11 protein-coding genes, 1 tRNA gene and 1 pseudogene are annotated in these 12,527 nt (G+C 39.3%); 7 read left to right on the top strand and 6 right to left on the bottom strand.

The features are described from left to right. Positions 1-78: 78 nt before the first annotated feature. Genes F3G88_RS08945 through F3G88_RS08955 form a run of 3 tightly spaced genes read left to right on the top strand, consistent with a single transcriptional unit; the run spans position 79 to position 3,850 of the window. A complete protein-coding gene (locus F3G88_RS08945; RefSeq protein WP_149715973.1) occupies positions 79-795 on the top strand; it encodes an MlaA family lipoprotein in 717 nt (238 codons plus the stop codon). Positions 796-797: 2 nt separating this feature from the next. Beyond that, a complete protein-coding gene (locus tag F3G88_RS08950) occupies positions 798-1,400 on the top strand; it encodes a Tgt2/MlaC family protein (protein ID WP_149715974.1) in 603 nt (200 codons plus the stop codon). Next, positions 1,400-3,850 carry an efflux RND transporter permease subunit gene (locus F3G88_RS08955; RefSeq protein WP_149715975.1) on the top strand — a complete coding sequence of 817 codons (2,451 nt, stop codon included), beginning with the start codon at positions 1,400-1,402 and terminating at the stop codon, positions 3,848-3,850. Before F3G88_RS08950 ends, F3G88_RS08955 begins: the two co-directional genes overlap by 1 nt. Positions 3,851-3,852: 2 nt before the next feature. Here the strand turns inward: F3G88_RS08955 and F3G88_RS08960 are convergent, their stop codons facing one another. Then, entirely contained in the window at positions 3,853-4,428 is a 576-nt protein-coding gene (locus F3G88_RS08960; RefSeq protein ID WP_149715976.1) for a BON domain-containing protein, read from the bottom strand. Positions 4,429-4,503: 75 nt separating this feature from the next. Here F3G88_RS08960 and F3G88_RS08965 point away from each other — a divergent pair. Beyond that, positions 4,504-4,601: transfer RNA gene (locus tag F3G88_RS08965), tRNA-Sec, on the top strand. A gap of 117 nt (positions 4,602-4,718) precedes the next feature. Here F3G88_RS08965 and F3G88_RS08970 read toward each other — a convergent pair. The 4 genes and pseudogenes from F3G88_RS08970 to F3G88_RS10820 all read right to left on the bottom strand — a co-directional run. Next, positions 4,719-5,060, bottom strand: coding sequence for a hypothetical protein (locus tag F3G88_RS08970; protein WP_149715977.1), 342 nt, complete (start codon positions 5,058-5,060; stop codon positions 4,719-4,721). Positions 5,061-5,062: 2 nt separating this feature from the next. Then, a complete protein-coding gene (locus tag F3G88_RS08975; protein WP_149715978.1) occupies positions 5,063-6,385 on the bottom strand; it encodes an NFACT RNA binding domain-containing protein in 1,323 nt (440 codons plus the stop codon). Positions 6,386-6,456: 71 nt separating this feature from the next. Continuing rightward, positions 6,457-7,554 (bottom strand): methyl-accepting chemotaxis protein, encoded by a 1,098-nt coding sequence (locus F3G88_RS10815; RefSeq protein ID WP_508610357.1) that lies wholly within the window; start codon positions 7,552-7,554, stop codon positions 6,457-6,459. Between the two features lie 42 nt (positions 7,555-7,596). Then, positions 7,597-8,433: pseudogene (locus tag F3G88_RS10820) on the bottom strand (cache domain-containing protein); the annotation flags it as partial. Between the two features lie 393 nt (positions 8,434-8,826). On the opposite strand from F3G88_RS10820, the gene leuC reads away from it, so the two are divergent. Then, entirely contained in the window at positions 8,827-10,092 is a 1,266-nt protein-coding gene (gene leuC, locus F3G88_RS08985; RefSeq protein WP_012140464.1) for a 3-isopropylmalate dehydratase large subunit, read from the top strand. 312 nt (positions 10,093-10,404) lie between these two features. On the opposite strand, the gene F3G88_RS08990 is transcribed toward leuC, so the two are convergent. Beyond that, positions 10,405-10,662, bottom strand: a complete 258-nt coding sequence (locus F3G88_RS08990; protein WP_103617060.1) for a SemiSWEET family transporter — start codon at positions 10,660-10,662, stop codon at positions 10,405-10,407. A 202-nt stretch (positions 10,663-10,864) separates the two neighbouring features. Here F3G88_RS08990 and F3G88_RS08995 point away from each other — a divergent pair, with 202 nt between their 5' ends. After that, on the top strand, positions 10,865-11,440 hold the full coding sequence (locus tag F3G88_RS08995) for a molybdenum cofactor guanylyltransferase (RefSeq protein ID WP_149715980.1): 576 nt from the start codon (positions 10,865-10,867) through the stop codon (positions 11,438-11,440). Continuing rightward, entirely contained in the window at positions 11,433-12,401 is a 969-nt protein-coding gene (locus F3G88_RS09000; RefSeq protein ID WP_149715981.1) for a phospholipase A, read from the top strand. The genes F3G88_RS08995 and F3G88_RS09000 overlap by 8 nt, the downstream gene beginning before the upstream one ends. The last annotated feature ends 126 nt before the right edge of the window (positions 12,402-12,527 follow it).

Consider the following 12,527-nt stretch of genomic DNA (forward strand, 5'->3'; position numbering starts at 1 on the left):
ATTTTCTTTAACTTTTTGTAAAGTTTCAAGAGGATAAAATCTAAGCCACATTTTATAAATAAATTTTAAGGTTTTATGATGAAATTTTTGCTTGCTATCTTTTGTAGCCTGCTTTTAGCCTGTGCCAGCGCCGACATAAACGCGACTAATGGCAATGAAAATGATGACTTTGATGTTGAATTTGAAGCAAAAAAAGATGTATTTGACCCACTTAGTGGCTACAACCGAGTGATGACAAACGTAAATGACTTTATCTATATAAACATGCTAACTCCAGTAGCAAAAGGCTACGCTTATGTCGTGCCAGCCACAGCTAGAACGATGGTTGCAAATTTCTTTGACAACCTCCTTTTTCCAGTGCGCTTTGTAAATAACCTGCTTCAGTTTAAATTTCAAAACGCGGGCGAAGAGACTTTGCACTTTTTAGCAAACACGATAATTGGCTTTGGTGGGCTAACGGACGGGGCAAAATACTATGATCTAAAGGCTCACAACGAGGACTTTGGTCAGACCCTTGGTTACTGGGGGCTTGGAAGCGGCTTTCACATCGTTTGGCCACTTATCGGACCATCAAATTTAAGAGATACTGGCGGCCTAGTTGGCGACTATTTTGCCGATCCTATCAGCTACGTAGACCCTATGCTTTTATCGGTTGGTATCAAATCTTATAGGACGTTTAATAGCTTTTCACAAGACCCAACAGCATATGAAAAACTACGCAAAGACGCGATCGATCTATATCCATTTTTACGCGATGCTTACGAGCAAAGACGCGATAAACTTATCAAGGAGTAAGTATGAAAATTTTAAAAATTCTTGCAGCGGTTTTACTTTTTACAACTAGCCTTTTTGCTATGTCAAAAGAGCAGATAAAGCCTGAGATAGAGGCAAAAACTGTTAAAGTGATTGAAGTTTTAAAAAATGCAAATTTAGATGACAAGGCAAAGACAAAAGAGATATTTGCTCTGCTTGATCCATTTTTTGACTACAAGCAAATGGCAAAGATCAGCCTTGGCAAACGCTACAACAGCCTAAATGCCGATGAGCAAGCTAAATTTGACGCTGCATTTGAGCAAAAGCTAAAAAGCTCATACATCGACAAGCTTTTAGGCTACAAAGACCAACAGATCCACATCACTGGAGAAAGTGAGCCACAAAAAAATAGATACTGGGTCACATCTGAGCTAGTAAATGATGGCAAAAGCTATGAATTTGTCTATAAATTTTACGACGCAAAGGAGCGTGGCTGGCTCATTTACGACCTTGATATCGTTGGTGTGAGCATCATTCAAACTTATAGAAGCCAGTTTGGCGACGTGCTAAACAATGGCGATTTTAATACGCTTTTACAAAAACTAAACGAAGCGGTTTTGCCTGATCAAAATAAAACTAATCCTTAATGCGACAAATTTTTAAATTTATCATTGCCAAAAACAAGCTTGTTATCTCGCTTGTGCTAGTTCTAAGCGTAGTTTTTGGCTACCTTAGCACAAAGCTTAGTATCGACGCTTCAGCTGAGACCTTGCTGCTTGAACACGACCCTGATCTAAAAGCTTATAGACAGATAGCAAAACGCTACGACTCGCCAGGGCTTTTGGTGGTCGCTTTTACCCCAAAAGATGATCTTTTTTCACCTAAAAATTTAGAGCTTATTAAAAATTTAAGCGATGAGCTAGCCAAAAACGATATGGTTAGCAGCGTCATCTCTATCTTAAATGTGCCGCTTCTAAATAGCGTAAAAGGCGGCGTGACTGGCATCTTAGAGCATACGCCAACGCTAAGCGATAAAGATATAAATATCTCAAAAGCAAAGCTTGAGTTTGCAAAAAGTCCCATTTATAGTGGAAATTTGATAAGCAAAGATCTAAAAACCACAGCGATCGCGCTAAATTTAAAGCAAGATGAGAAATTTAACGAGCTTTTAAATGAGCGAAATTTACTTAGCCAAAAAGAGTCAAACGGCACTATCACGCAGGCAGAAAAGCTTAAATTTCAAGCACTTGTGGCTGAATTTAAGGCCTACCGAGATGAGCTTAGAAAGAGTGATCACAAAAACCTTGAAGCCATAAAGGCAGCTATCGCTAAATTTAACGCAAATGACGAGCTGTTTTTGGGCGGCGCAAATATGATCGCTGATGATATGATAGGCTTTATAAAGAGCGATCTTTTGGTTTATGGCCTAAGTGTTCTAGCGCTTCTTAGCTTTAGTTTGTGGCTATTTTTTAGGCAGATTAGATGGATCGTCTTACCGATGTTTATCTGCGCAGTAAGTGCCATTTTTACGACTGGGATTTTTGGTATGTTTGGCTGGGAAGTGACGGTCATTAGCTCAAACTACATCGCACTTCAGCTAATTATCACCATCTCAACAGTCATCCACCTAGTCGTTAGCTACCGAGAATTTTACGCAAAACACCCAAAATACAGCCAAAATCAGCTCATCTATCTGACACTCCGTGACAAATTTTCTCCATCTTTTTGGGCGATATTTACAACGGTTATTGGCTTTAGCTCATTAATGAGTGCCGATATAAAGCCAGTTATTATGCTTGGCATTATGATGAGTGCGGGCATTAGCGTTTCACTCGTGCTTGCCTTTTTGCTATTTGGCGCGGTAAATGCAAATTTAAAGAAGCTCGCCCCTGTTAGGACATTTGAAAACAGCTTTAAATTTACAAAATACTGCGCAAATTTAGCCCTAAACTCAAGAAAGATCATCTACGTATTTTGCGTGCTAGTCGTCTGCTTTGGCATTTATGGCATAAGCAAGATAAAGGTTGAAAACAGCTTCATTGGCTACTTTAAAGAGAGCACGCAGATCCGCCAAGGCATGCAGATTATCGACACAAAGCTTGGTGGCACGATCCCGGTTGATGTGATAGTGAAATTTAAAGAGAGCGAACTAAAGCAAGAGAGTAGTGAAGAAAAAGACGAGTTTGAGAGCGAATTTGAAAAGGACGCAAAAGACGCAAAATACTGGTTTAACAGCTATCACACAAGAGTTGCAGAGAAAATTCACGACCATTTGATGCAGCAAAAATTTGTAGGCAACGTAAGCTCTCTTGCAACGCTCATAAAAGCAATAAAAGAGCTAAATAACGGCGTTAGTGATGATTTTTTGCTTGCTGCTATGTATGAGAAGCTACCACTTGAGTATAAAAAGATCTTGTTAAGTCCTTACGTGAGTGTTGAAAACGACGAGCTTAGATTTAGCCTAAGGATCGTTGATAGCGATCCAAAGCTTAGACGAAATTTATTTCTAAAAGAGCTTAGAGAAGGGCTTTTAGAGCTAACTAAAAACGATAACGTAAGCATCGAAGTTGTCGGTATGATGGTACTTTATAATAACATGCTTCAAAATTTACTTAGCTCGCAGGTTGATACATTTGGACTAACGGTTGCGATACTTTTTGTCATATTTTGTTTTGTTTTTAGAAGTATCAAGCTAGCAACCATCGCGATAGTTTCAAATTTGATCCCGCTTTGCACTCTTTTTGGCGTGATGGGATTTTTTGGAATACCGCTTGACGTGATGAGCATTACGATAGCAGCCATTAGTATAGGTATCGGTGTTGATGATATCATCCACTACATCCACCGCTTCAAAGAGGAGCTGCTTACAAAGAACGTTTTTGAGAGCATTAAGGCTGCGCACGCGAGCATAGGATACGCGATGTATTACACCTCATTTACCATTTTTCTTGGATTTAGCGTCATGATAACTAGCAACTTTATACCGACAATTTATTTTGGCTTGCTGACCGATCTAGTTATGATATTTATGCTGCTTGGTGCGCTCATAATCTTGCCAAGTCTGATAGCTAGTTTTGTGAAAAAGCGCGAGGTATAAATTTATTTGATAACTTTGATAAACGAATAGACATCAGCCACGCCGTCAATGTGCTTAGCGTACCAAATGGCGTGCTTTTCTTGTTCGATGCTATCTACCACACCGCTAAAAACAACGTCACAGCCAACGATGCTAACACGCACATTTGTGCCCTCAACGACGCTATCTTTAAAGAGATTTTGCTTTAAGTTTGCAAGAATGCTTAGGCTATCGCACGGATACTCGCTCTTTTTTACCCTAAGATAGGTGTAAATTTTTCGCACGCCGTCTGTGCTTTTGGCAAGCTCAACTAGCTTACCTTCAAGCTCTTTGCTATCAACAAGCCCTATGAGATAGGCGTCGCCATAAAAGACCTCTATCTCGATGTCGATGTTGCTAAGTCCTTTTGAAAACAAAATTTTGCTTTGTAGCTTGCTTTGGATAAATTTATCACGTGAGATCGAGTAGATGCCGCGTTTATCGCGAGAAATGGAGTATGCGTCATATACATTTAGTGGCGCTGTTGCTGGGGTGAGGACTGAGGAGCAAGAGCAAAAAAATAAGACCAAAAATGCAAAAACGCTAAATTTAAAAATCATAAATCCTTTTGTAATTTCAAAAAGTTTATAGAAAATGGGCTAAAATTTATCTAAATCTGCTAAAATAACACGCACGGAGGATAAAGTAATCTGGTGATGCTCACGGGCTTCAAACCCGATGACTGGGCGGTTGACCGTCTGGTGGGGAGTTCGATTCTCTCATCCTCTCGCCACTTTTACTTCTTTAATTTCTACTTTTTAAATGATTTGTTTTTATGATTTTAGGCGTAGCTAGCTAGTAACTTTTAAAAATAATTGTGTGATTTAAACAACCATCTTAAATTTAAAGTTTAAATTTTTATATCCAAAACGTGCGGTTCTTCGCTCTCTTCTTCGCTATCAAGCTCGTCTTCTAAATTCTCTTGATCTTTGGCTTTTGCGTTTTGCTCTTCGTTCCCAAACTCGCTCGCCTCTTCTTCGCTCTTTTGACGCTCGTGCTCTTTTTCAGGATCAAGTTTATACGACTCCTCCATCGGACGCACCTCTTTGATCTCCTCGTTTTGCTGGGTGGCTAGCTCAGATGCCATTAGCGCTTGCATGTCAAAGCGTGCTTGCTGGTTTGCATGCACCTGCGAGACGACTGGGGCGTTTTGGTTGATGAAGTTGGTGTTTCCTAGAGGTGTTACCGCCATTTTTAGCCTTTATTTATGATGATAGTTTTGTAGTTTGTGTAAGTGACGTTTGCGCCATTTTCACGCCTTAAATTTTCACGTTTGGTGTAATCCACCTCGTATCTGCCAGCCCCTTTTACGCTAAATTCCACGCAAAATTTAGCCGCCATTTCTAGCACGTCTTCTGGCACTTTGCTTTTGTTTGTTTTTATGATGACGTGAGCGCTTGGGGCGTCTTTTAGATGAAGCCAGATGTCGTCTTTTTTGGCGAGATCAAGTAAATTTATATTGCCTTTTTCGTTTCTGCCAACTAAAATTTTAAACTCTCTAACATAGAAAATTTCAGCATTTTCGCTCACATCTTTTATCTGGCGCTCTCTTTGTTTTGCCTTGTTTTTTGGGCTTAAAATTTCAAGCTCATAAGCGCTATTTGCCTCTTTTAAAAGTGACTTTAGCCCCTCTAAAAACTCGATCTTTTCACTTAAATTTCTCTTTTCTATCTCCACACCAAGGGCTTTTGCGCGAAATTTCTTTGACCTTGCATAAAATTCATTTGCGCTATTTTTTGGCGTGTCGCTAAGCTCTAGTTTTATCTCGTTGCCCTCAAAATCTTTCAGGCAAATTTCTCTCTCATAGCCCTTAAAATTTGCCAAATTTGCAAGCAAAAGCGTGCCGTAGTTTGCAAACTCCTCGCTCTTTTTCATAAGCTCATCTTTATCTTCAAGCGAGTTTAAAATTTCTCTCATACTATCTATCTTTTTTTGCACGCTAGCAAGCTTTGCCTCTTTTAAGCTAGCTATCCTTGCTTCATTTATCCTAGCTGCTTCACTTTTAAAAAACTCATCAAAGTCCGTTATAGGCTCGCACGGCTTTTCTTTTATAGCTATGGCTGGCAGCTCAACTAAAACTTCGCCAGTTTCTATCTTGCGGTAGCTATTGTCAATATGTCTTAGAGCCTCGATGATGACGTTGTTTTCGTCAGTTATCACGGCGTTTGTAAAGCGGCCAGTAAATTCAAGATAGAGGATGAAATTTTCGCTTTTATATGAGCCACTTTGCGTGCAAGTAAATTTTAAAATTCTATTGTCTTTTAGGCACTCGACGCTTTTTATGTGCGAGGCGTTAAAGCGCTTTTTTAGGACGTTGTCAAAGGGTGCTTGATAAATTTTCGCCTCTTTTAGCTCGTCATCTTTATAGATAGCAGAGTTTGACTTATTTAGATCAAAAATGATCTTTTCGCCGCTAAATTCGATAAGTATAGCCATGTCGCTTACGCGCTTTGCTTGGCTTATCTTTTTAAATTTTGATAGATAACTTGCTATTTGAACTAAATGTGCGTACTTCATGTGGGGATTATATCAGAAATGTTGCAAAAATGTTTTAACAAAAGGTCCTAGCTGGTTTGCTAGGACAAAAGTTAAAATTTGTTTTTAGCGACCTCTTTTACGATCTGATCAGCTATCTCATCGACCTCGTTTGTGGCCTTATTTGTTTGATTTGCCACTTCAAGATTTTCTTTTGTTAGATTATCGATGTCGGCAACTAACGTGTTTATCTGAGCGATCGCTATGGTTTGCTCATTTATCGCCGCACTCATGTCGTCGATGTTTTGCGTTAGGATATTTGCATTTGCCTCGATCTCGCCAAGGCTTTTTTGAGTGCGCTCGGCTAAATTTCTAACCTCATCAGCCACAACCGCAAAGCCCCTGCCATGCTCGCCCGCACGTGCTGCTTCTATTGCAGCGTTAAGAGCTAGTAAATTTGTCTGATCGGCGATGTCGTGGATGATGGTGATGATATTTTTTATCTCCTCAGACTGCCTTTTGACATCATCTGATCTTGCATTTACCTGCCTCATAGACGCACTCATCTGTTCAACCGCGGCCGCACCCTCAGAGAGCGAAGTCGCACTCTTGTTTGCCTTAGTGGTAAGCTCCTGCATGTAGCCTTTTAGCGCTTTAGCGCGGTCTTCTAGCAGTTTTGCGACATCTTCATTATTTTTTAGCATCTGCGCTATTTTATCGCCAAGCGCGTCGATGCCTTTTGCGATGACGCCCTCGTCGTTTATCCTAGCTGTAAAGTCGTTTTTAAAGTAAATTTCTAGCGCTTTTAAGATATCGTGCTCATTTGAAGCGATATTTGTCTTTAGCGAGTCACGTAGATCACCAAATGCCTCTTTTAGCTTTAGCAGAGCTTGGCTATTTGTCGTCGCTTCAAGCGTCGCTCTAAAGTCGCCACCTTTTATCTTGCTTACAAATTCTTGCGTTTTGGCTAAAAACTCGCGCTCGTTATTTAAATTTTCTTTTGTGCTTTCTATATTTTCGTTGATTATGCTGGCCATAACGCCTAGCTCGTCGCTTGTTTTTAGCTTGATAGGCTCAACGTTTGAAGTTTTGTTGTTTATAAATTTAAAGACTTCGATTAGCCCATTTTGTATCGTTAAAACCGGCCTTAAGAAGTATCTAACGACCACCATAATAGCGATGATGACTGAGATCAAAAACAGACTAAACATCAAAATTTGCTTATTTGAAGCACTTTGAATTTCAGCCACAAACTCATCAGCATCAGCCACTATGCAGACGTTCCAGCCAGTTAGCTTTTGGTTTTGGCAGTAGATGACGTTTCTCATGCCGTTATGGAAAAATAGCGAAACCTTGTCGCCCTCTATGCTCTTTTTCATATTTTCTTTGATAAGGCTTTTGTAGTTTTCATCTTCTTTTGTGATCAAATTTACATCAGGATGAACTATCGCTTTGCCGTTGTCATCGGCGATCATGATACTTGAAGTCTTAGTCGTTTTTATCTCTAAAAGCTCCTGGCTAAAGCTGTTTAAGAAGATATTTGCACCAATTACCGCTACAAGCTTATGGTTGCTATCAAAGATAGGAGCGTAGGCTGTGATGGTTAAATTCTTTGTCGTGACATCTACGTATGGCTCTGAAAATCCAGGCTTGCCGCTGCTGCTAGCACCTTGAAACCAAGCCCTCGTGCGACCATCAAAATTTGGTATCAAAAATGGCTGATTGTTTTTCAAAAGATCAGTCTTTATGACGTTGCCATTGTCTGCGTAGCCCACAAATAGCGCGTCAAATGGCGAAATGACAAACGCACCCTTTAGTGCCTCGGCCATATCGTCCCTGCTAGCATAGAGCTTTTTATCCTCAAGCTCTTTTGCAAAGTTTTGCACCATGTGAAGTCTTGACTTTAAAAACTCATCGACAAAGTACATCGTCGATTTTAGCCCAGTTTTACGCACATTGTTGTAGGACTGAATTTTTTCCGATTTGGAATTTGAGTAGTTTATGCTAAAAAATATGCCTATGCCTACTAGCATCCAAGCTGTCAGCAAAAAGGCTATCTTGTTAGACAAGCTAGAAAAAAGTCTTTTCATCTTAAATCCTTTTAAAATTTTCGGCGTATTTTATAATAAAAGTTAAACAATATCTCTTAATTTTTATTTTTAAGAAAAAATAGCAAAAAGTAGCTAAATAACGCTTGTTATGATAAATTTTACTAAATTTTATTAATTTAGTTATCGAAAGTAATAAATAGAGTATTTTAGGGCTTTAGCATAAAATTTAAAGCTAAATTTTACATTGAATTTATTTTAGTTGCTTAAATTATAATTTTAAAATATATAAAAAAGAAAATGCTATCTTACAAATCTTATCTGCCCAAATTTTTAGCATAAATTTTTTGTCAAATTTATAGTGATTTAAAGCGCTGGCTAAATATCTTTTTATACAAATTTCGTTAAAATCGCCCCAAAATTTAAAGGAAATTTATGAAACAAACCATCACCGAGAAAATATTTTCAGATCACGTTGGCAAAGAGGTAAGCGCAGGAGAGATCATCGAGAGTAAGATCGATATGATCATAGGCAACGACATCACGACACCTATCTCGATCAAGCAGTTTGAGCGAAGTGGCGCTAAAAAGCTAGCTAATCCAGACGGCTTTGCCATCGTGATGGACCACTACATCCCGACAAAGGACATCCTAAGCGCAAATCAAGCCAAAATTTCACGCGAATTTGCCTACAAACACGACCTTAAAAACTATTTTGACGAAAAAGATATGGGTATCGAGCACGCGATTTTGCCTGAAAAAGGGCTAGTCATCCCAGGCGACGTCATCATCGGCGCAGACAGTCATACCTGTACGCACGGCGCTCTTGGAGCGTTTAGCACCGGTATGGGTAGCACCGACCTAGCTTACGCGATGATCACTGGCAAAAACTGGTTTAAAGTGCCTGAGAGTATCAAGGTCGTCTTTAAAGGTAAGCTTGATAAGCACGTCTATGGCAAGGACCTCATCCTTGAGATCATCCGCCAAATAGGCGTCGATGGCGCACTTTACAAGGCGCTTGAGTTTAGCGGAGAGGTGATAGATGGCCTTAGCATGGATGATAGATTTTCAATGTGTAACATGGCGATCGAAGCTGGCGCAAAGAGCGGTATCATCGCGGTTGATGAGATCACAAAAGAGTTTTTAAAAGATAAAAATTTACGCGATAAACCAAAATTTTTCTACTCAGACGAGGGCGCAAAATACGACAAAATTTTAGAGATCGATGTCACAAACCTTGATCCAGTCATCGCATATCCATTTTTGCCAAGCAACGGCAAGAGCGTAAGACAGGCGGTTCGCGACGATCTAGCTATCGATCAGGCATTTATCGGCTCATGCACAAATGGCCGTCTAAGCGACCTTCGTATCGCAGCACAAATCCTAAAAGGTAAAAAAGTAGCCCGCAAAACAAGGCTCATCATCACTCCAGCGACGCAAAAGATCGCAAGAGCTGCTGAAAAAGAGGGGCTAATCGACATTTTCATAGAAGCTGGCGCAGTTGTGAGCAACCCAACTTGTGGTGCTTGTCTTGGCGGATATATGGGTATTTTAGGTGCAAATGAACGCTGCATATCGACTACAAATAGAAATTTCGTCGGTCGTATGGGCGATAGAACGAGTGAAATTTATCTAGCTAACTCGGCGGTTGTGGCGGCTTCAGCCATAGCTGGTAAAATCGCCGATCCAAGGGACTTATAGGCGTTAGCTTTTAAGTATCTTTGAATGAGTTAGAAATTTTCACACTTCGATAAACTACGTGTTTTATCTTGTGTGAAAATTTCGTCACAACATCCAAATCTATCTTAAAATCTTGCCGCTAAATTTTAAAGCCCGCTTCGCGATACTTCACCTTACGTTTTTGACAAAATTTGATGAAATTTCTTGTGAAATTTACTTTTAGACCTGTCTTAAATTTGATATTTTAGTTTATTTGTAAAATTTAGATTTGTTAGCCGATAAATTTGCAAATTTATCGGCTATTTTTAGTGTAAAAAGCTTGAAGCTAGCGCATTAAAACGCTGTTATAGTTGCCAAAAGTCCAAAGATTATGCCTGGCAAGTTTGCAGCAGAAAGTGGGTAGTCTTTTTTGGCTTTTAGTAGGCCGTAACTTGTCCAGATCGTGCAGTTTATCGCAGCCGCTAGTGGCTGTATAAAAGGCGTTTTATGGCCATCAAGGTTGCCTATTATTTGTGGGATGTATGAAAAATACATAACAACCGACAGGCACGTACCTATCCAACCTAAAATTTGTAAATTTCTTTCACTCATGTGATCTCCTTTAAAAGTAAGCCATTATATTACTTTTAGCTTTATGATTAGCGATGTAAAAAAATTAATTTTATCTGCCAAAAAACACTCTTTTTTGCAAATTTAAGGGCAAAGCTTTGTAAAGTGATAATAAATTTAAAACAAGATGAGTTAGAAAATTTGGTTATACTTTTGTAATTTTTAAAATTTAAAAGGATAAAAGATGCAAACTTGCGTCATTTTAGCAGGTGGCAAGAGCTCGCGCATGGGTCAGGATAAGACCTTGCTGCCATTTGGGGGATTTGAAACACTCACGCACTATCAGGTCGCTAAATTTAGCAAAGTCTTTGATGAGGTTTTTGTAAGCTCTAAATTTGAGAAATTTAACCCACCGCTAAAGCTCATAAAAGATGAGAGCAGTGAGGATTTTTCGCCGATGCTAGCGCTTTACTGCGTGCTAAAAAGCTTTGATCATAGCGTCTTTATCATCCCAGCTGATATGCCATTTTTTGACCCAAAAAGTCTTGACGAGCTGGCTAAATTTAAAGATGAATTTGAGATGGTCGTAGCTGGCGATGATGAGCATATCCACTCACTTTGTGGCTTTTTTAGCCCAAGCTTAGCCCCGTTTGCGCATGAGCTTTACCAAAAAAATGAGCATAAAATCGGGCTTTTACGAAAAAACTGCAAGTGCAAGATAGTAAATTTTGATGATAAAGAGCAGTTTTTTAACGTAAATTTCCCAGAAGAATACAAAATAGCAAATGAAATTCAAAAAAAGGAGCAAAAAGATGCCTAAATTTATACTATTTTTGGCTCTTGGCTTTAGCCTTTTAGCAGCAAGCGAACTTAGCGAGTTTCAAAGGGCGCAAGCACTTGAGCAAAGTGGCGATATAAAAGGTGCTATGCAAATTTATAAAAGCATTGCCGAAAACTCTATAAACGCGCAAGGCTTAGCCTCCAAGGCTAGCCTAAATGCCGAGCCAGCGACGCCAGAAGCAAAGGTAAAGCAGGCTAAGATCACACAAGAAAATAAGGCTGAACATCATCTGCAAAACGCACTTGGTATCGAGCTTTATAAATTTAACTACCTTTTGCCAGTAACTTACGCTAAAACTGTGCCAGATGATGGGCGAAAGAGCGTTGAGACCAAGTTTCAAATAAGCCTTGCAAAGCCGCTATTCTACGACGTTTTTGGTCTTAGAGAGAGCCTTGTAGCGGCATATACGCAGACTTCGTGGTGGCAGATCACTAAAAAGTCATCGCCGTTTCGCGAGACAAACTATCAGCCAGAAATTTTCTTAAATTTTGCCTCACCAAAATATCTAGAGAGAATCGGCATCCAAAATCTAAAATTTGGCCTTTTGCATGAGTCAAATGGACGAGATGGCAGCAAATCAAGGAGCTGGAACAGAGCTTACGTGCAAAGTGACTTTGTCTATGGCAACTTTAGCGTCTCGCCAAGAGCTTGGATAGTCGTTGGCGACAAGAGCGATAATAAGGACATCTTAAAATACATCGGACACGGCGACGTAAGGCTTAGCTACAACCTAAACGACCACATCTTTAGCCTAATGCTAAGAAATAACTTACATTTTGATAAAACAAATAAAGGCGCAGCTGAAATTTCATATATGTTTCCGATATTTTCAACCGGTGTTTATGGCTATTTGCAGTATTTTACTGGATACGGCGAGAGCTTGATAGACTACAACAGGCACACAGATAAGGTTGGTCTTGGCTTTGTTATTTTAAAATAGCCTTAAAAATTTAATCTTATAAAGTGGCTAAATTTGGGCAGATAATCTAAAATTTACATAAATAATGAAAAAAATTTAACTAATAGAAAAACTTAAAAATATTAGAAAAAATATAAGCAAATTTTG

Origin of the sequence: Campylobacter concisus (assembly GCF_902460675.1) — a bacterium.
Lineage (GTDB): Bacteria > Campylobacterota > Campylobacteria > Campylobacterales > Campylobacteraceae > Campylobacter_A > Campylobacter_A concisus_AJ.

What these genes read in the sequence shown, in the direction of transcription:
- F3G88_RS08945 (WP_149715973.1), top strand. Translation starts at nt 79, where the DNA reads ATGAAATTTTTGCTTGCTATCTTTTGTAGCCTGCTTTTAGCCTGTGCC.
- F3G88_RS08950 (WP_149715974.1), top strand. Translation starts at nt 798, where the DNA reads ATGAAAATTTTAAAAATTCTTGCAGCGGTTTTACTTTTTACAACTAGC.
- F3G88_RS08955 (WP_149715975.1), top strand. Translation starts at nt 1,400, where the DNA reads ATGCGACAAATTTTTAAATTTATCATTGCCAAAAACAAGCTTGTTATC.
- F3G88_RS08960 (WP_149715976.1), bottom strand. Translation starts at nt 4,428, where the DNA reads ATGATTTTTAAATTTAGCGTTTTTGCATTTTTGGTCTTATTTTTTTGC.
- F3G88_RS08970 (WP_149715977.1), bottom strand. Translation starts at nt 5,060, where the DNA reads ATGGCGGTAACACCTCTAGGAAACACCAACTTCATCAACCAAAACGCC.
- F3G88_RS08975 (WP_149715978.1), bottom strand. Translation starts at nt 6,385, where the DNA reads ATGAAGTACGCACATTTAGTTCAAATAGCAAGTTATCTATCAAAATTT.
- F3G88_RS10815 (WP_508610357.1), bottom strand. Translation starts at nt 7,554, where the DNA reads ATGTTTAGTCTGTTTTTGATCTCAGTCATCATCGCTATTATGGTGGTC.
- leuC (WP_012140464.1), top strand. Translation starts at nt 8,827, where the DNA reads ATGAAACAAACCATCACCGAGAAAATATTTTCAGATCACGTTGGCAAA.
- F3G88_RS08990 (WP_103617060.1), bottom strand. Translation starts at nt 10,662, where the DNA reads ATGAGTGAAAGAAATTTACAAATTTTAGGTTGGATAGGTACGTGCCTG.
- F3G88_RS08995 (WP_149715980.1), top strand. Translation starts at nt 10,865, where the DNA reads ATGCAAACTTGCGTCATTTTAGCAGGTGGCAAGAGCTCGCGCATGGGT.
- F3G88_RS09000 (WP_149715981.1), top strand. Translation starts at nt 11,433, where the DNA reads ATGCCTAAATTTATACTATTTTTGGCTCTTGGCTTTAGCCTTTTAGCA.